Genomic DNA, 19,377 nt, shown 5'->3' with positions numbered 1-19,377 from the left:
ATAGAATATCTAAGGATGGAGTAGAAGTAATGATAGGACAAAGAATTAATGCAGGGAATATTGCTTTGGTTATCGCAGTGCTATGTTTTGCGATAGCATTATTAATGGTATTTGGTTCACAATTGGGCTTATGGGAACCGATTGTCGGTTTTAGTGCCAGCCGCAATTATAATAATACCGTAGGCTATCTTGCGGTTGTGGTTGGGTTGTTCGGTTTTTTCATAAGCCTTAAGCAACAACAAAAAAGCGGCGTGTTTAAATCTATATTGGCGGTGGTGCTTGGTATTGGGATTTTAATGCCGATGATCGTTGGTTTATTGAAAACACCAGTCCGTTATCCTCCCATTCACGACATTACGACCAATCTAGAGCAGCCTCCATTATTTCAATTTTTAACAGATGACAGACCTGGGGCTAAAAATACTTTGGTGTATGGTGGTGAAGAAATCGCTCATCAGCAATTAAAGGCTTATCCTGATATTAAACCTCTTATTTCATCATTAGCTCCTCACGCGGCTTACCGCCAAGCGTTGGAGGTGGCTGAACAACTGAATTGGACTCTGGTTTATCAAGATTTTGAGCAATTCCATTTTGAAGCGACAGCAAGAACGGCGTTTTTTAATTTTGCCGATGATGTCGTGGTGCAGGTTGTAGCACTAGAAGGTGGCAGCCGAGTTGACGTGCGCAGTGTTTCTCGGATTGGACGTTCTGATCGAGGTGTGAATGCGCAACGTATTAGAGAGTTTATCCAACAATTTAAAGAGAATGAATCTGCAAGCCAATAAGATAAAATAATAGCCATATAAAAACAGAAACGGGGTCAACCGTTTCTGTTTTTTTATCGGTGATTGATAGACAGGTTCATAAGCCATAACGAATGTCATCATACCGCTATTGTGGGGTGATTATTTATAGCTTATAGCTTATAGCGTGGCAGTCATTTTCTTTTGATGATCTAAATACTCATCGTAAGTGCCTTGAAAACTCACCAATTTTTTATCTTTAATATCAATGATTGATGTCGCAAGTGATGAGACAAACTCACGGTCATGACTGACAAAAATGAGCGTACCTTTATACACTTTGAGCGCTGAGTTTAATGCCTCAATCGCTTCCATATCCATGTGGTTAGTTGGTTCATCCATAACTAACACATTGATATCTTGCATCATTAATTTACCAAATAATAGACGGTTTTTTTCACCACCGGAGCAATTACGTGCTTTTTTATTTGCATCATCTGCGGTGAATAGAAGGCGGCCTAAAATACCACGGACCATTAAATCATCATGTTTGGTGGTGCGCCATTGGGAAATCCAATCAAAAATAGTTAAGTCGTTATCAAAGTCTTTGGTACTGTCTTGTGGGCAGTAACCGATAGAAGCATTCTCTGACCATTTCACAATACCTTGTGTTTGTTCTAGATCTTTGACTAAGCAGCGTAAAAACGTAGTTTTACCCACACCATTTTCTCCGATCACTGCTAAACGTGTACCGGCTTCGAGCAGTAAATTACCTTGTTCAAACAGCAACTCCTCATCAAAGGCATGCCCTAGATCTTGGAGTTCTAGCGCTAAACGATGCAGTTTTTTACCTTCACCAAAATCAATCGAAGGGCTAATACGGCTTGATGATTTCACTTCATCTAGTTTGATTTTTTCCATTTTTTTCGCGCGAGAGCTGGCTTGCTTGGCCTTAGAAGCGTTGGCGCCAAAACGGTTGACGAAATCTTGCAGTTCATTGATCTCGGCAGCTTTCTTAGCGTTACTCGATAAGAGCTGTTCACGAATCAGCCCAGAAGCTTCTAAAAAGTATTCATAGTTACCCGGGTAGATTCGCAACTCACCATAATCAATATCCGCCATGTACGTACAGACTGAGTTTAAAAAATGGCGGTCATGCGAGATGATGATCATGGTGCATTTACGTTGATTCAGCTCTTCTTCTAACCAATTAATGGTGTGGATATCTAAGTTATTGGTTGGTTCATCAAGTAATAAAATATCTGGGTTGGCAAATAAGGCTTGTGCGAGCAGCACACGGAGTTTCCAGCCGGGGGCAACACGTTGCATTAAGTCGAAGTGGAATTCTTCTTCAATACCCGCTTGAATAAGGATGTCACCAGCACGGCTTTCTGCGGTGTAGCCATCCATTTCGGCAAATTCACTTTCCAGTTCAGCCACTTTCATCCCATCTTCTTCACTCATTTCAGGTAATGAGTAAATACGATCACGCTCTTGTTTGATTTCCCATAATTTGCGATCCCCCATGATCACAACATCAATCACGTTGTGCTGTTCAAAAGCAAATTGGTCTTGGCTTAAGACGCCTAATTTAAGCCCCGGTGTGATGGAAACATTACCTGAGCTAGGGGGTAAAGCGCCGCTTAAGATTTTCATAAAGGTGGATTTACCACAACCATTGGCACCAATTAAGCCATAACGGTTTCCGTTGCCAAATTTAGCGGAAATATTTTCAAATAAGGGTTCAGCACCAAATTGCATGGTGATGTTTGCAGTTGAGATCAAAGAAGTATCCTTAGAAGCCAGAAATACCCATAGAAAAAGGTCAATGGCTGAATGAGAGTGGGTAATAGGCGGCGGATTATACAGCTTTATTGATTAAAGAACAGGCGAGAAGTCAATCAAGAGCAAGAGAATAATTGGCAACGAACAGGTAAAAAAATAGTGAAGCCAAGCAGACTTCACTATTTCGTTATTCAGTGTTCTTGTCTTAATGTTTGACAAGAAGTGATGATATTAAGCTAGAGGCGTTTATTCAGCCGCTGCTTCTTCTGTTACAGCTGGTACTGGTTGCTCGATTTCAGCAGAAACAGTGACATCAGCACGACGGTTTTGTGAACGGCCTTCTACTGTGCTGTTATCAGCAACAGGAGAAGCTTCACCTTCACCACTAACAGAGATTAGGCTTGAATCAAAACCTTGGCTTACTAGGTAATCAGCTACTGCTTGTGCACGTTTTTCAGATAGTGTTTGGTTGTACTCTTCAGTACCCACGCTATCAGTGTGACCGACGATAGTGATTGATTTTAGATCCGCATCAGACGCTTTGCTTACTGCTTGATCAATAGAATCTGTTGTTTTAAGTGTTGCAGAGTCGAAATCAAAAAGTAGGTCAGCACTTAGGCTAATAGGAGCCTTAACTGTTGCTGGCATTTCTTGAGTTTGAACTGGAGCTTCAGCAACTTCTTCGCTTGAACTACAACCGGCTAGTGTTGCCATTAAGCCTAAAGTGCAGGCCATTGCTAGGTAATTTTTTTTCATACGTTTTTCCATTATTATTACTCCGATATTGAGCTATAGATTTTATCGTAGCCACTTATCAGCTCAGCGTAATCCTAAAAGGACCCACAAAAGAAAGCCAATTGTGAACCTAAATATAGTTGAACTACTGATTTAATTACAGTTATTGCAATCTCATTCAGTACATTATTTCAACCCATGACTTATAGCATGGTAAATAGTAAATGAAAAATCAATTGTTTACCTAGAGATTTAGTGTTAATTATCTGTGATTTTTTATATTTCACTTTTGTTCATACGGTATTCAGTTGTATTTGTTCTCGTACTATGTCAAATATCAATGCTTTCTTGTTAATCATTAGCTGTGTTTATTTTTGATACTGAGAAAAGCAACGGTTACTAGTTTAGCTTCTTTGCCCTCGGATCAATAAAAGTAAGAAATAACTCCCACCAATAATCGAAACAACGGTTCCGGCGGCAATTTGCATCGGGAATAAGAGGGTTTGCCCGATCCAATCTGCAGCCAGCATTAAGAGCCCGCCCATTAAACCGGCAACAATCAATTGATTGCGAGCTTGCTTTGCGCCCATCATGACGGCCATATGAGGGGCTAACAGACCAACAAAAGCTACTGGGCCCATTGTGGTTGTGACTAAGGCACACAGTAAGGCCACACTGCACAAGAGTATGACGCTGGTGGCTTGTACGTTTAACCCTCGAGCTGCGGCAAACTGGCGGCCTGCTGAAATTAACGTCAGCCAACGTGACACACTAATCAGCGCGATAAAAATCACCGTAACACTGATGGCAAGCACTAAAGCGTTGGTGCTGGAGACGCGATAAGTTGAACCAGCCAACCACCCTAAGATGGTATAAGTATCTTGTGAACCTTTAGCTAAAGCAAATTGCACTAAAGATTCAATGAGGGCGCTGATGGCAATACCGATTAAAATCATGCTTGAAGGCGCAAATTGGTTTTTTCTCCCTAATAACAATAAGAGTGCTAGAACCACCATACTACCGGCAAACGCCACTAATGAGCCAGACGCAAAAATATTACTCCCCAAAAATACGGTGGCGCCGACTAAGGCAAAAGTTGCCCCTGCGGAAATACCTAAAATATCAGGACTGGCGAGAGGGTTATAAATTAAGCGTTGTAAGACGGTACCAGCCGCCGCAAGTGCAATGCCGGCGGCTAAAGAGGTGAGGAATCTTGGCCAGCGTAAATTCCAGTTAAAAGCATCAGGAATGGCCCAATGTAAGCCAGTGTCAGACATAGAAACAGTGGTACTAATGAACAGGAATATCAGGGTTAAGCCAATAAAACACGGGATCGCTAAAGGAAATAATTGTGCTTTACTTGGGGGTAATTTAATGGAAATTTGATCTTGAGCTTTTAACGCTCGACGGCTAAACCAGACAAGTGCAGGCGCACCGATGGCCGCAGCGGTTGTGCCACTGGGCAGCATATCTAACGTAAATAGGCTAATGGATAAGGCTAAAATGTCGGTGAACAATAAGGCTATACTGCCAATCAACATACTGAGATAAAGTTCAGCTTTTGGTGTACGTGCTCCAATGGCGCGGGCGATGTTAGGCGATAATAGGCCTATAAAACTGATCACACCAACCGCAGTGATTGAAGCTGAAACCAACCATAAGCCGAGCACGATCAATAATAAAAAATACGGAATAACATTAAGACCACGAGCGGCAGCCCCTTGGTGCCCTAAACGCATTAAATTTAAAATACGAGGAGCAAATAGGAGCAAAGGGATAGCCACTGACAAACGGGGTAAGAGCCAATACACCATTTCCCAGCCATTTTGTGCTAGATCACCCGCGCCCCAAATAAAGACATTTTTAGCGTATTGATCATTAAGTAAAATAATGGCTGTGGCAATGGCTCCAAACAGAATATTGACCACCATGCCTGATAAGATCAAAGGCAAGCCGGTAATATTTTTAGGACCAGCAATGGTGATCACTAGCCCCATCGCAAATAGAGCTCCTACCATGGCCGACAATGCCATGTAATCTGCGGCTAATGTTGGAAACCAAACATTGACGATAATAAGTGCCAACCAAGCACCGGATGACGTACCTAATGTTAGAGGTGATGTGAGTGAGTTTTGTGTCAGTTGCTGCATTAAGCTACCAACGAGCCCTAACATTGCGCCTACAACAATAGCCATCACTGCGCGAGGTAACTGAGCATAGACAAAGTTGAAATCGGCAAATTCTTGGGCTTCCGCTCCGCTTAATAAATCCCATTGTTGAGAAAAGGAAAGCGGATTATCGATTTGAAGGCTAAAGATAACCACTAAAGTGAAGGCGAATGTGAGAATAATGGTCGTAATAGTTGGAAAGCGGAGCATCAAGAGTTCCTGGGTTTCTAGTTCCCTGTCCCTAGCTGTGTATGCTAGGGATTAGGAGATCATAATTAATTTTTGTGAAGCAACAGATTTTCGAGGTATTTCTTTTTCTAGAGTCTAAGCGCTCGACACTAGAGCCTTTTTAGTTCTAGCATACTTTTTGTTATCGACTCTGCGATATACTCCATCGACATTGCCCCGCCATAGTTCCAAACCGGTTCCGCTTCATTGACATGACCGTTGCGAACAAAAGGCATTGCTTTCCAGAGCATGGACTTATTCAGTTGTGCTTTTTGTTGTTGAGTGAAAGGACCAAAATACAGCACATATCCGTCTTTAATGTGTTGCAGTTCGGTGATTCTTTTTTGGCTAATGCCCCAAGGTTGTGAAGGTAGCGATAGAGCCGGTGTTAACCCTAATTGCTTGAGTACGTATTGAGTAGTGGAATGCTCAGTGTAAAGGTATACCGATGTTTGATTGGCAAATCGCATCGCCAAAACTTGAGGTAGAGGCTCACCAAAGGCCTCAATGAGTTGATGGCGTAGCTCGGCAAAACGAGTTTGCATGGCTTGTAATTTTTGATTGGCTACGTCTGATTTATTCACCACTTGCGCAATCTGCTTAAAGTTATCAATGGCCTCTTGAGCACTGTCTTGTTGGCCAGCATAAGATTCATAATACAGCACAGGTGCAATGGTTTGCAGGCGAGGGATTAAGTCTTTTTGTGGCGAAGCGGCTAAGATTAAATCCGGTTTTAATTCGGCTAATTTTTGCATGTTGGGCTCGGCGCGAGTCCCTAGGTCATCTACGGAAGCAGGGATAGCCGGTTTTACAACCCATTCAGAATAATCTTTGATATTTGGCACACCAACGGGCGTGATGCCAAGTTCGAGTAATTGCTCGGCTAAATCCCAGTTCAAAGCGACGATACGAGTTGGATGCCCATCAAGTTGATGTTCTCCTCGGCTATCGGTCACGGTAATTGCGGCGAAACTTGGAAAGGTGATAAATAAAGCCATGAAGACTGTAGCGATGTGACGACGTATTTTCATATTGGAAAAGTTCCCTGATTTTTCGTTCTTAGATGATGGCCTGTAATGGCTATATCACGACAGCGATTTTCTGATCTTGTTGTTGTGGGTGAGCAAGTAATTGAATATCAGTTTTATACAAATCACTGAGTCTTTTTTCATCTAGGAGTAATTCTTTAGCACCACTAAAAGCAATCTTGCCTTTTTTCAACGCCACAATATGCGTGGCATAACGTAGCGCGAGATTCAAATCATGTAAGATGACGAGTACGCCACATTGGGTTTCTTGGGTCAAAGATTGCAGCAATGATAATAAATGGTATTGATGATGGACATCGAGCGCAGAGGTGGGTTCATCCAGAATTAATACCGGAGATTGTTGTGCCAATAACATTGCAACCCAAGCACGTTGACGCTCGCCCCCTGAGAGTTTATCGGCTAGGTTGTCTGCGTAATGTTCGACGCCAGTCTTATGCATGGCATCGAGAATAATCGTGTCATCATTGTTTTGCCAACGACCAAAAACACCACGCCAAGGGAAGCGGCCTAAACGAACCAATTCTTTAACCGTGAGCCCGGCAACATCTGGCAATTTTTGTGGCAAGAACGCAATTTCTTTAGCGAGTTGTTTTTGAGAAAAATCGTGAATATTGTGGTTATTGAGTTTAACGGAACCTGAATCGGGCTCGGTTTGGCCGGAAAGTAAATTGACGAGTGTGGATTTACCACTGCCATTATGACCAAGTACCACAGTGAGCCCATCGGTAGGTATGGTTAATTCATCTATCGATAATATATCGCGATTATCACGATGCACTCGGACTTGATTCAATGTGAACATATTTTTCTCTAATTTAATAACACAAAAAGCTAGGGCTATTGTAATGAATAGCCCTAGTATAGTTAAGCTTAGATTACCAACTGTAGTTTAAATTGGCCGTTACTCTCCGATCCTCACCATAGTAGCAGACAGTACTTGAGCAACTTGCTACGTACTCTTTATCCAGTAAGTTATTTGCGTTCATTTGGAGTTGTAACTGACGAGTAAATTGATAACTTGCCATCGCGTCCCAGAGTGTCACCGCTGATATTTTGTCACCAGTTGTTGAGTTGACGCTAGTCCCAAGGTAGCGAACCCCTGTCCCCATTCTTAAATCAGGTAATCCCAATGACGCAAAATCATATTGTACCCAGCCTGATGCTAAGTTCTTAGGGACCAATGAAGCTTGGCGATAGCCTCCATTTGGGTCAACTTCTTCTAGGTTTGTGTAGGTATAGCTGGCGGTTAACTTTAGATTCTCAGTGACAAAAGCAGACCCTTCTAGCTCAATACCTTGGCTTTTTTGATCGGTTTGACTCGTTCCTAAAACACCATTGTCTCCCACGACCGAGGTTGTTGCATTGTCTTGCTGTATATCGAACCATGCAATATTGACGTAACCATCTAGCCAGAATGGAGAGTATTTCACCCCAACTTCCGTTTGTTTACTTTCGATTGGTTCATAGAGTTTATTGGTTATAAAGTCGAGACTAGCCAAAGTGTAGAATGAACTTGAGTAGCTAACATAAGGCGATAAGCCATTATCAGCAAGGTACATTAAACCAGTATTAAATGAGAGCTGACCATCATCAATTTTATCTGCATATAGGCCGGTATTTTCTACGTTAACCCAATCATAACGTAAGCCTAAGTTAGCCACCCAGTGGCTTGCTAATATGGATTGAAGCTGGGCATAAGTACCAATTTGCTCTTTGGTGATGTCATTCTTATACATTGAACTTGAAAGATCAGCTGGCACGCCATTGTCATAAGTCGGATTTCGACTATCGACGATTCCGGTCGACACACCTAAACCATTACCCATCCAGTTATTATTATGATGCTGATAATCGATACCAACCATCAGCGTATTCTCAGCAATACCTGTGATGAAGTTTGCGGTCAAGTTGTTATCAAAAGTATAACTATGAGAATCACCATCATTAATTAAGGTAGAACGTAGCAGAGTATTTGGATCGGAATCTCCACCCCATGCTGGATCATAATCATTTTGATAAGCGCTGGTACTGCGTAAATAGAGCTCTTTATAGGCAAAGTTGAAGTTTTGTTTATAAGTCCACACATCGTCAATATCGTATTTGAATTGATAACCTGCGGAAACTTGTGTTTGGTCTAAGCGGTCGGTATCTGGCTGGCCATAGTTCGTTGTTGGGTCAATATAACCACCGTCAGGTAAAGCTTGGTAAGTGCCATCGATAGGGAAGAAGCCATTATTAGGAACCCCTGTATCCTTTGTAAAGCTAGTTAATAGAGTTAATGTCGCTTTTTCATTGAAATCGATTGTATAGCTTGGGGCAATATAAAAACGTTCATTTTCAGTACCATCGAGTGCGCCGTCTTGGCGGTTTACCATCGCCACTAAACGATAACGTTGGTCACCTGTATCATTGGCCCAACCTGAAACATCGATACCCAGTTGCATATAATCATTGCTGCCACCAGAAATATTGATACTGCCTTGTGGGACATCGGTTGGTTTTTTCTGTACAACGTTTAAAACCCCACCAGGTTGAGAGTCACCATAAAAAATAGCGCTAGGGCCTTTTAATAGCTCAATACTTTCCATTCCATAAGGTTCGGTAGACCAACCAAAGAAACCTTCCTTATAAAGACGGTTACCATCTAAATAGACGCTAGGTTCAAAACCACGGACTAATAACCAATCAGTATCGACATCAACCCCATAAGGAGATACCACGCTAGTGCTATAGCGAAAGGCTTCATCAAGCTTGATCACATCATGAACATCGAGTTCCTCACGATCGATAATCGTGACACTTTTGGGCGTATCTTCGATTGGTGTCTCAACCTTCAAGGCAGAGGCTGTAACGGTAATCGTCTCTAAGTTTTGGATATCGGAAGTGTCTTCAGCAAAAGTGGGTAGAGCAAAAAGCGCTAAAGACAATCCAGCAACGGGTTTCATGATAGTTGAAACCGCTTTGGTCACGGGGTGTTGTGTAAAATGCATAAGTGAAATTTCTGTTATTGAGAATTGTTATTATTGCGAATTGTATTCATTTTTTAGGTGTGTGCCTAGTACTTATTTCGTTCAAATCCATGCCACTAAACTCAATCGGGGGTGGGCAATTTACTCTTTTACCTTTATGATAACGGTTCTTATTTTCCACCTCTTTATTTCAAAACAGTTAAGTGATTGATTGCGTTTGAATTCAATTCTTATGGAATACCTTTATGTTCAAATTCTTTGAAGGGCTGACGAAGCCTTTTCCAAAAGAGACGCTCACAACACCACCTAATACTTTATTTGCATTTTGTATGCATTACAGTCGTGATTTTTTATTACCCATTTTTGTGATGTCTATACTCAGCGCTGTTATTGCCATTATTGAAGTGTCTTTAATGGGCTTTATGGGCTCCTTGGTTGATATGTTATCGAGCCACACACCAGAGACACTTTGGGATGCTGAAGGGAGCAAAATTATCGGGATGGGTGTGGTTGTCGTCGTGGTCATACCCGTGGTGGGCTTTATTCACTCAATGATCATGCACCAAACCTTACTGGGTAACTTCCCGATGTCGATTCGTTGGCTGGCTCACCGTTATTTGTTGAATCAAAGCGTTACTTTTTATCAAGACGATTTTGCTGGGCGTATCGCGACGAAAGTCATGCAAACCTCTTTGGCTATTCGCGAAACCGTGATGAAATTTGCTGACGTATTGGTGTATGTGTCGGTGTATTTTTTCTCGATGATGTTCTTGATAGCCAAAGCAGATATTTGGTTAATGATCCCGGTTTTGGTTTGGCTGGTGGCTTATGTGCTGATTCAAGTGTATTTCATCCCTAAAATGAAAAGGATTGCTACGGCTCAGGCTGATGCTCGCTCGTTGATGACCGGTCGAATTGTCGATAGTTATACTAACATTTCAACAGTGAAATTATTTTCTCATACTAACCGTGAAACGGAATATGCAGAAAAAGGCATGAAGTCATTCTTGAAAACCGTGTATGCCCAGATGCGTATGGCAACGGTGTTTTTATTCAGTATCGATATGATCAACTATTTGTTGTTATTTGCCATTGCTGGTTTATCGATTGGTTTATGGATGAACAGCATGATCACGGTGGGAGCAATTGCGGTTGCGATCAGTTTGGCATTGCGTATTCAAGGCATGTCAAAATGGATTATGTGGGAAATCAGTACCATTTTTGAAAATATCGGAACAGTCGTTGATGGTATGAATACCTTATCAAAACCGGTGGTGACGCAAGATGTTGAAAATGCACCAGCTTTAGAGGTGAAAGAAGGCGGACTAGAGTTTGACCATGTTAGTTTCCATTATGGCGAAGAACATAAAGCGGTGATCACCAATTTAAACTTGAACATTAAACCGGGTGAAAAAGTCGGTTTAGTTGGACGCTCTGGAGCAGGTAAATCGACCTTAGTGAACTTATTGCTCCGCTTTTATGATGTAGAAAGTGGCACTATCCGTATTGATGGGCAAGATATTTCAAAAGTCCAACAAGATTCTCTACGTAGTAAAATCGGTATGATCACGCAAGATACTTCACTGTTACATCGCAGCATTCGCGACAATATTTTGTATGGTCGTCCAGAAGCAACAGAAGAAGAGTTGTTATCTGCGACAAAACAAGCACAGGCTCATGAGTTTATTGAGACTTTAACTGATACCTTTGGTAATAGCGGCTACGATGCGCAAGTTGGTGAACGTGGGGTGAAATTGTCAGGGGGTCAACGCCAGCGTATTGCGATTTCACGAGTGCTACTTAAAGATGCGCCTATTCTTATTATGGATGAAGCGACCTCAGCCTTAGATTCGGAGGTCGAAGCGGCAATTCAAGAGAGTTTGTATGAGCTTATGGAAGGCAAAACTGTGATCGCCATTGCGCACCGTTTATCTACCATTGCAGCTATGGACCGACTGATCGTATTAGATAAAGGTGAAGTGCTCGAGCAAGGTTCTCACCAAGAATTGTTAGCAGCGGGTGGTGTATATGCTCAATTATGGGCGCATCAAACGGGCGGATTTTTAGGTTCGGATGACGACGTGGTAGTCGAAGAAGTGGTGCAAAGCTAACCGTTTGTATTAATTGATTCCGCTTTATACTTAAAAGGCTTGCTGCGTTATGCGTGGTGAGCCTTTTTTAATTCTACATACTAAGCAGTAGCGTTTTAAAGCGTGGTGTTAAGTGGAAAGGTTAGGTGAAGTGGCGTCCCCTACAGGATTCGAACCTGTGTCTAAGACTTAGGAGGTCCTTGTTCTATCCAACTGAACTAAGGGGACGTATTAACCGCAGCTGATAATACGGACTTTAGTGCCATAATCCAAGTAGCAAGCTGTTTTGCTTTAATAAATCTGATGCAAATGCTGTTTTTTTATTCATTTAATACAGTGTTTAATTATCAATACATGAAACATAAGGAGATGTCATGCTGACTCGTTATTCGTCCGATCATCTACGATTTTTATATAATCGTCTAAAAGATAAATTATGGGTAAAGCCATTATGGATGTGTATTTGTTCTATTTTGGCTGTTTTTATTGCAAAAACTGCTGATCATGTTGATATCGGTTTATACATTTTGCCCATCAGTTTAAAGTCGATTATTGCTTTACTTGAAATCATGTCATCGAGTATGTTGGTGATTGCAACATTTTCAGTCGGTTCGATGGTTTCGGCTTATGCGTCCGCGAGTACTTCTGCCACCCCACGTTCTTTTAGTGTCGTGGTTTCAGATGATGTGTCTAAAAATGCGCTTTCTCGTTTCATCGGCTCGTTTATTTTTAGTATCGTGGCACTCACGGCTATCAATAATGATTTTTTTGATGTGACGGGGTTGCTGGTTCTATTTGTGTTGACCTGCTTGGTCTTTGCTTTGGTGATTTTAACTTTCATTCGTTGGGTTGACCGATTGGCTCGGCTCGGGAGAATTGGTAATACGGTCGATCGAATTGAAGAAGTGGCGATGAAGTCATTGCTGCATTTACGTAATAACCCGACTCGATGTGGTGCGCCTTGTGTCGATACCGGGCAAGGAGAGCCGGTGGTTGCGACTTCTGTTGGTTATGTACAACACCTTGATTTGAGCCGTCTACAGCACTGGGCTGAAGAACATTCTTCGGTGGTTGTCTTAGCGGTTTTACCTGGTGCATTTGTGGCTCCCGGAACAGTTTTAGCTTCTGTGATTCATCAAAAACAACAAAGTGATGATTTTGATTACCGAGCGGTATTAGCCATCTTCCAAATTGGTGCTGATCGATTATTTGATGATGATCCTAGATTTGGGCTGGTGGTGTTGTCTGAAATTGCGGGTAAAGCTTTATCTCCAGCTGTCAATGACCCAGGTTCTGCGATTAAAGTGATTGGAAGTTTAGTTCGATTATTTGTGAGCTGGAGTGAGCCTGTCCCTGAGCAAGATGAGCATTCTTCTCGTTACGATAGAGTGCAAGTACCTGAAATAACGATTGATGAAATGTTCGATGATGCTTTTACTGCGATTGCGCGTGATGGCGCAGGATGCGTGGAAGTGGCAAATCAATTACAAAAAGCGTTGAGTGCCTTATCTATGGTGGGAGATGAGGGCATGAAACAAGCGGCTAAACGACATTCAGAATTGGCATTAAAACGCTGCAAATTAGCGATGAATCTAGAAGAAGATTGGCAACAAGTAGAGAAGTCCAGCTTAACTCAATAGCTGAACATTGTTGTTGTGGCTCCATTCTTCTGGCCAATTTGAATTAGGCTTGTTGATAAAAGCTTAATGCCTGTTGTCTTGCGGTGGCATGATCGACAATGGCGGGCCAATAGCTTTCAATTTGATGGTGTTTTAAGTACTCATGGGGAAAATGTAAGTATTTTAATGGCACCTCTTCCAGCTCTGGCAAATACTTGCGAATAAAACTGCCATCGGGATCGTATTTTTCACTTTGGCTAATGGGATTAAAAATTCGAAAGTAAGGTTGGGCGTCGCAACCTGTTCCTGCCGACCATTGCCAACCGCCGTTATTTGCGCACAGATCGCCATCAATTAAATGTTGCATAAAAAATTGCTCACCTAATCGCCAATCAACTAGGCAGTGTTTGGTGAGAAAGCTGGCGACGATCATACGTAAGCGATTATGCATCCAACCGGTTTGCATTAATTGTCTCATTGCTGCATCAACAATGGGATAACCTGTTTTAGCATTTTTCCAAGCCTCAAAAAGTTCAGCAGAATTAGGCCAAGTTAAGGCATCGTATTTATCATTGAAATTTTGGTGTTTATTGAGTTTAGGAAAGTGATGCAATAAATGACGATAAAAATCTCGCCATGCCAGTTCATTTAGCCAACTGCCTTGCGGTTGGGAGATATTTTCCAATGCATGTGGAAAATGGTGGCATAACTCAGCAAAAACGCGACGAGGACTGATCGCGCCAATGGCTAGATAAGGAGATAGACCAGAGGTGCCTTTGAGGGCAGGGTAATCTCGGTCGTGATGATAATCGTGATATTTGTGATGAAAAAAAGTAGGTAGCACTTGTCTGAGTATAACTTCTGCCAGTGGCCATTTACTCGAGTCTTTTGTGTTCGTATCAAAGCCAATCACGGGGCATTCTATCGCTTGATTTTTATTGAGTTCGACTAAAAGTGGTTTGGCGGGCTCACGCATTAAATGGCTTGCCCAGGCTTTTTTAAACGGCGTAAAGACTTTGTACATCTCTCCTTGTTTATTGAGAATTTTTCCTTTTGCTACTATCACATCGGCTTCAAAAAGGTGGAGTTTAAGGCCTTGTTTGATTAACCATTGATCTCGTTGCCGCTCATTGAGCTCGACTTCTTCATTGGCATAGAGGTTTTCAATTTGCTCGCTCTGGCAATAATCGAGGAGCTGTTGAGCTTGGTCATGAAAGTCTGTGGCTTTGAGGTGAATAAAACGCACCCCCATACGCGAGAATTGCTGGGCTAGTAAATTGACATGACGTTCAATCAAATCAATTTTTATTGGTGCAAGATCATGTTGTTGCCATTGCTTAGGCGTGGAAATAAAGAGTCCACATAAGGGGTGACCAGTACTAAGGGCGGCCTGAAGAGCAGGGTTGTCATCTAAGCGAAGATCGTTACGAAACCAGACAATATTCATGAGGGGGCAATCCTTTAGGTGAATTTATATATAGCGCAGTTTGAGTTCTTGTGGGTAAGGAGATAAGTACACTTGCGCTGCTAGATATTGTTGGGGAAACTCTTTTAAATAGTGGTTAATCAAGGTTAGTGGGACTACTAAAGGCACTAATCCACGGCGAAAATCTTCAATATGGGTTGAGAGTTCTTGTTTTTGTTGTTTAGTTAGGACTTTTTTAAAGTAACCTTGTAAGTGCTGTAAGGTATTGGTATGACTGCGATGAGTGGCAACGTGCTTGAGGCCCGACATTAAAATAGCGAGGTATTGTTCCGCCATCTCATGAAGCTCCAGATCGGCTTTTGCCAGTATACGCCCAGCTTCTTTATAACTGATAAGGTGATGACTCATGAGTAGGTATTTTCGCTCACTATGAAAAGTGATTAACTTATGTTTAGTTAATCCAGAAGCGAGTAATTCCTTCCAATGTTGATAAGTGAAAACCCGAATAATAAAGTTTTCCCGTAAAGCGGGATCCATCAATCGACCATTTTCCTCACAAGGCAGATTGGGATGATGTGCCATAATCTGTTGAGCAAATAAACCCACCCCTGTCGCGGTACTGCCTTTACCATCTTCTTGATAGACTTTGACTCTTTCCATACCACAGCTTGGGCTTTTTTGGCAAAAAATAAACCCACTTAATGTCTCGAGCTGTTGAGCAACTTGATGACCGTAGTCGAGTAGCGGTTGTGTGACGTCGCCACTGCCATCTGGACGTTGAACATGAATGCCATCGGGATATTGTACTTGCCTAATCGTCGCTCTTGGGATTGGCAAGCCAATGGCAACTTCTGGGCAAAAAGGTTGATAAGTCACAAATTTAGCCAGTTGGCTCATACAAAAATCAGAACGCTTGTGACCTTTATCAAAACGAACCTCTTGCCCTGTTAGGCAAGCGCTGATCCCTATTGTTGGTGGTTGTTGTGGCTTTTTCATCATCATCCTTGTGAGGTCTTATTTTCCTTGAGCATATTGCTCTAAAAGAGGGGAGAATGTCCGTCAGTATTTGAGGCGGTTAATAAGCTTAATCGTTTGTAGTATAAAGCGTTTTACTTTTTATTTAACCTCAACTGCGGATAAGAGTGTCACAATAACAAGCCTAACCTTATGATATATAAAAGATAAAAAATCTATCAGGTACATAGGGTTGATTACTTTCTCTCAATATTGCAATTTGGGATGGCTAACAAGGCAAAATCATAAGTCAATAGCTGGCCTATTGCGTTGATTTTAACGAAGTTAGACGCCCAAAGTGCTGTATTGAGTGACTTCTAGTTATCCGCAGCTGAGGTTATTTACATTTGTTTTGTGATTAGGATTAGGCGATGGTTGCCGCTAACGAAAGGCGAGAGTACAGGATTGATTAAAATCATTAAAACTTTCATTAACCTGAGTAATACCTCTTTTGGATTATAGGTCTGATTAACAAGGTCGTTATTATTAATGGAGATGTAAAATGAAAAATGTTGATTTTTTGGTCAAGTCTTTGTTGCTAATTTATTGGGCTGGATGATGAATTTTACTCATTTTTGTGATTCTCTGAACATTCGTTAAACGCTTTACATGTTAACGCTTTCGAGAGCGTTTTCCTGTGGTAACATAAGCGCTTAATAACCTTAACGATAGATGAATACCTATGCTGGAAGTACGCGACTTGACCGCGATTCGTGATGACAGGGAATTATTTGAATCCGTGACGTTTTCTGTGTGTGCTGGTGACCTTGTTCAGGTTGAAGGGCGCAACGGTTCTGGTAAAACGACCATGCTGCGTATTATTACAGGTTTGGGGGAGTGCGATTCTGGACAGATCTTTTGGAATGGTGTTGAAACCCGTAAAGATCGAGACGCTTTTCATCAAGATTTATTATTTATTGGCCATCAAACGGGTGTGAAGAAAGAGCTGACTGCTTTCGAAAACCTGTCTTTTTACCAAAAGTTAAATGGTTCACCAGGCGTTACTCAAGATGATATTTGGTTAGCATTAGCCAAAGTGGGTCTAGCGGGTAAAGAAGACATTCCCGCTGGTAAATTGTCGGCAGGGCAACAAAGGCGCGTGGCGTTAGCTCGGTTATGGTTGAGTCAACACCCGTTGTGGATTTTGGATGAACCTTTAACCGCCATTGATAAGCAAGGTATTAAAGTGATTGAAGCTTTATTCATGGAACACACCAGTAACGGAGGTATGGTGCTATTTACGACTCACCAAGATATGTTTACGGATAACGACCTGCTTAAAACAATTCGGCTGGGTGAATAATGATAACCAATATGATGTCGATTATCCGACGAGAACTTCTGATTGCCTATCGTCGCCAAGCGGATGTATTTAACCCTCTGTGGTTTTTTATTATCGTTATCACTTTGTTTCCATTAAGTATTGGTCCTGAGCCTAATTTGTTAGCGCGTATTGCTGCAGGCATTATTTGGGTGGCGGCTTTGCTTTCGGCTCTGCTATCGTTAGAGCGTTTATTTCGTGATGATTTTCATGATGGGGCGTTAGAGCAATTGATGTTGTTACCCATTCCGTTACCACTGGTGGTGATGTCTAAAGTGCTCGCCCATTGGTTACTAACAGGGTTGCCACTCATTTTAATTAGCCCTTTGTTGGCGGTATTACTGTCTCTTGATTTCAATACTTGGTTGGCGGTCGTGATCACCTTGTTATTAGGAACCCCAACACTGAGCTTTATTGGGGCGATTGGCGTGGGGTTAACCGTTGGCTTACAAAAAGGTGGTGTGCTATTGAGTTTATTGGTTTTGCCACTGTATATTCCAGTACTCATTTTTGCGACATCGGCTATTGAGGCCGCAACCAGTGGGTTTGCTTATTCTGGACAGTTGGCCGTTCTTGGCGCCATGTTGATGGGAGCGGCTACCTTTACGCCTTTTGCTATTAGTGCATCATTGCGTATTAGTGTGAATTGATGGTAATCCAAGTTTCAAGGTTTACCTGGCTGGCAACGGCTATGAGAAGCAATAATAAAGATAATAACTAGAAAGATAATAAATAGGGCAGTCAAGCTCTAAACATAAAGTGAGAAGCACAATGTGGAAATGGTTACATCCATACGCGAAAGCTGAGAAAACCTATCAGCTATGCGGTTCGTTATTGCCTTGGTTTGCGGTATTGGCATTTGCTTTACTGAGTGTGGGCACCGTATGGGGTTTGGCTTATGCTCCAGCCGATTACCAACAAGGTGATAGCTTTCGTATTATTTATATTCATGTTCCTGCTGCAATATGGTCTATGGGGATTTATGTCTCTATGGCGATTGCCGCTTTTATTGGTTTAGTGTGGCAGTTAAAGCTGTCTAATATGGTGGCGGCTGCAATGGCTCCGATAGGCGCGGTTTATACTTTTATCGCCTTAATTACTGGGGCAGTTTGGGGTAAACCGATGTGGGGCGCTTGGTGGGTTTGGGATGCTCGCTTAACCTCTGAGCTGATTTTATTATTTTTATATCTAGGTGTGATAGCGCTTTATCATGCTTTTGATGATGAAAAAACCGCGGCCAAAGCTGCCGGGATTCTCGCGATTGTGGGAGTCGTCAATATTCCAATAATTCATTACTCTGTAGAGTGGTGGAATACGCTGCACCAAGGGGCAACGATTACGAAAATTGGTAAGCCCTCGATTGCACCAGAAATGTTATGGCCTTTATTGTGTAATATTTTTGGCTTTGCCTTCTTCTTTGCCGCGGTCACTATGATTCGTTTCCGCACAGAGATCCTTCGTCGTGAAAGTCATCGCCCTTGGGTTTTGCAATTAGTTAAGCAACATCGTGCTTCAGCGACTCATCAGCGTGAGGTGAAATAATGCATTTTGATTCCTTGAGTGATTTTTTTAATATGGGCGGCTATGCCGTGTATGTTTGGTCTTCATTTGGTATTACTTTTTTGAGTATGGCGGTGGTGTACTGGAAAAGTGTCAGTGATAGCAAAGCATTATTGAAAGAAATCCAACAAAAAATGGACCGTGAAGAGCGTCGTCAAGCGGCGAAAAATATGGAAAACACACTATGACCCCTAGACGTAAAAAAAGACTCGCAATTATTTTAGCCATTTTGATCGGCGTGGCCGGTACGGTTGGTTTGACCATGTACGCGCTGAATCAAAATATGAATTTATTTTATACCCCAACTGAAATCGTAAATGGTAAAGAGGATGGCACCAAGCCTCATGTTGGTGAGCGTTTGCGTATTGGGGGAATGGTCGTGGAAGGCTCTGTCAAACGGGATTCTGATTCCTTGCAAGTGAGTTTCGACTTAAAAGATATTGGTCCAGCTGTCACGGTAAAATATAACGGTATTTTGCCGGACTTATTCCGTGAAGGCCAAGGCATTGTGGCGCAAGGTACCTTAGTTGATGCAACCACCATTGATGCGTTTGAAGTGTTAGCAAAACACGATGAAAATTATATGCCGCAAGAAATTGAAGAGGCGATGCAAAAAGGCCATAAGGTCAAATATGACTATGAAACTCATACCATTAAAGAGCAGGAATAA

At 42.1% G+C, this 19,377-nt stretch carries 16 protein-coding genes and 1 tRNA gene; 8 read left to right on the top strand and 9 right to left on the bottom strand.

Annotated elements, in window-relative coordinates; translation table 11 throughout:
• The first annotated feature begins 29 nt into the window (after positions 1-29).
• On the top strand, positions 30-785 hold the full coding sequence (locus VCA1004_RS07600) for a DUF1499 domain-containing protein (RefSeq protein WP_086983463.1): 756 nt from the start codon (positions 30-32) through the stop codon (positions 783-785).
• A 138-nt stretch (positions 786-923) separates the two neighbouring features.
• On the opposite strand, the gene VCA1004_RS07595 is transcribed toward VCA1004_RS07600, so the two are convergent.
• The 6 genes from VCA1004_RS07595 to VCA1004_RS07570 all read right to left on the bottom strand — a co-directional run bounded on the left by VCA1004_RS07595 (position 924) and on the right by VCA1004_RS07570 (position 9,698).
• Positions 924-2,528: an ABC-F family ATPase gene (locus VCA1004_RS07595; RefSeq protein WP_086983466.1), complete on the bottom strand. Its 1,605-nt coding sequence runs from the start codon at positions 2,526-2,528 to the stop codon at positions 924-926.
• A gap of 246 nt (positions 2,529-2,774) precedes the next feature.
• Positions 2,775-3,284 (bottom strand): OmpA family protein, encoded by a 510-nt coding sequence (locus tag VCA1004_RS07590; protein WP_164520843.1) that lies wholly within the window; start codon positions 3,282-3,284, stop codon positions 2,775-2,777.
• A 383-nt stretch (positions 3,285-3,667) separates the two neighbouring features.
• Positions 3,668-5,641, bottom strand: a complete 1,974-nt coding sequence (gene fhuB, locus VCA1004_RS07585) for a Fe(3+)-hydroxamate ABC transporter permease FhuB (protein ID WP_086983471.1) — start codon at positions 5,639-5,641, stop codon at positions 3,668-3,670.
• Between the two features lie 128 nt (positions 5,642-5,769).
• A complete protein-coding gene (locus VCA1004_RS07580; protein WP_086983474.1) occupies positions 5,770-6,690 on the bottom strand; it encodes an iron-siderophore ABC transporter substrate-binding protein in 921 nt (306 codons plus the stop codon).
• 49 nt (positions 6,691-6,739) lie between these two features.
• Positions 6,740-7,510, bottom strand: a complete 771-nt coding sequence (locus VCA1004_RS07575; RefSeq protein ID WP_086983477.1) for an ABC transporter ATP-binding protein — start codon at positions 7,508-7,510, stop codon at positions 6,740-6,742.
• A gap of 73 nt (positions 7,511-7,583) precedes the next feature.
• A complete protein-coding gene (locus VCA1004_RS07570) occupies positions 7,584-9,698 on the bottom strand; it encodes a TonB-dependent siderophore receptor (RefSeq protein WP_086983480.1) in 2,115 nt (704 codons plus the stop codon).
• A gap of 224 nt (positions 9,699-9,922) precedes the next feature.
• Here VCA1004_RS07570 and VCA1004_RS07565 point away from each other — a divergent pair, with 224 nt between their 5' ends.
• The gene (locus VCA1004_RS07565) at positions 9,923-11,788 is read left to right on the top strand and encodes an ABC transporter ATP-binding protein (RefSeq protein ID WP_086983483.1); all 1,866 of its coding nucleotides are present in this window, start codon (positions 9,923-9,925) and stop codon (positions 11,786-11,788) included.
• 131 nt (positions 11,789-11,919) lie between these two features.
• On the opposite strand, the gene VCA1004_RS07560 is transcribed toward VCA1004_RS07565, so the two are convergent.
• Positions 11,920-11,995: transfer RNA gene (locus tag VCA1004_RS07560), tRNA-Arg, on the bottom strand.
• Positions 11,996-12,141: 146 nt separating this feature from the next.
• On the opposite strand from VCA1004_RS07560, the gene VCA1004_RS07555 reads away from it, so the two are divergent.
• Entirely contained in the window at positions 12,142-13,407 is a 1,266-nt protein-coding gene (locus tag VCA1004_RS07555; RefSeq protein ID WP_086983486.1) for a DUF2254 domain-containing protein, read from the top strand.
• 43 nt (positions 13,408-13,450) lie between these two features.
• Here the strand turns inward: VCA1004_RS07555 and phrB are convergent, their stop codons facing one another.
• Together phrB and VCA1004_RS07545 are read right to left on the bottom strand one after the other, a co-directional pair.
• The gene (gene phrB / locus VCA1004_RS07550; RefSeq protein ID WP_086983488.1) at positions 13,451-14,833 is read right to left on the bottom strand and encodes a deoxyribodipyrimidine photo-lyase; all 1,383 of its coding nucleotides are present in this window, start codon (positions 14,831-14,833) and stop codon (positions 13,451-13,453) included.
• Between the two features lie 24 nt (positions 14,834-14,857).
• Positions 14,858-15,808: a YbgA family protein gene (locus VCA1004_RS07545; protein WP_086983491.1), complete on the bottom strand. Its 951-nt coding sequence runs from the start codon at positions 15,806-15,808 to the stop codon at positions 14,858-14,860.
• A 700-nt stretch (positions 15,809-16,508) separates the two neighbouring features.
• On the opposite strand from VCA1004_RS07545, the gene ccmA reads away from it, so the two are divergent.
• The 5 genes from ccmA to ccmE all read left to right on the top strand — a co-directional run bounded on the left by ccmA (position 16,509) and on the right by ccmE (position 19,377).
• On the top strand, positions 16,509-17,129 hold the full coding sequence (gene ccmA, locus VCA1004_RS07540; RefSeq protein ID WP_086983494.1) for a cytochrome c biogenesis heme-transporting ATPase CcmA: 621 nt from the start codon (positions 16,509-16,511) through the stop codon (positions 17,127-17,129).
• Positions 17,129-17,797: a heme exporter protein CcmB gene (ccmB, locus tag VCA1004_RS07535; protein ID WP_086983497.1), complete on the top strand. Its 669-nt coding sequence runs from the start codon at positions 17,129-17,131 to the stop codon at positions 17,795-17,797. Before ccmA ends, ccmB begins: the two co-directional genes overlap by 1 nt.
• A 121-nt stretch (positions 17,798-17,918) precedes the next feature.
• Entirely contained in the window at positions 17,919-18,689 is a 771-nt protein-coding gene (locus VCA1004_RS07530; protein ID WP_086983499.1) for a heme ABC transporter permease, read from the top strand.
• Positions 18,689-18,895, top strand: coding sequence for a heme exporter protein CcmD (ccmD, locus tag VCA1004_RS07525; RefSeq protein WP_086983502.1), 207 nt, complete (start codon positions 18,689-18,691; stop codon positions 18,893-18,895). The genes VCA1004_RS07530 and ccmD overlap by 1 nt, the downstream gene beginning before the upstream one ends.
• Positions 18,892-19,377, top strand: a complete 486-nt coding sequence (gene ccmE, locus VCA1004_RS07520) for a cytochrome c maturation protein CcmE (RefSeq protein WP_086983505.1) — start codon at positions 18,892-18,894, stop codon at positions 19,375-19,377. Before ccmD ends, ccmE begins: the two co-directional genes overlap by 4 nt.

The sequence above is a fragment of the Vibrio aphrogenes genome (assembly GCF_002157735.2).
GTDB lineage: Bacteria > Pseudomonadota > Gammaproteobacteria > Enterobacterales > Vibrionaceae > Vibrio > Vibrio aphrogenes.
This window is presented reverse-complemented; position numbering and strand designations above follow the sequence as displayed.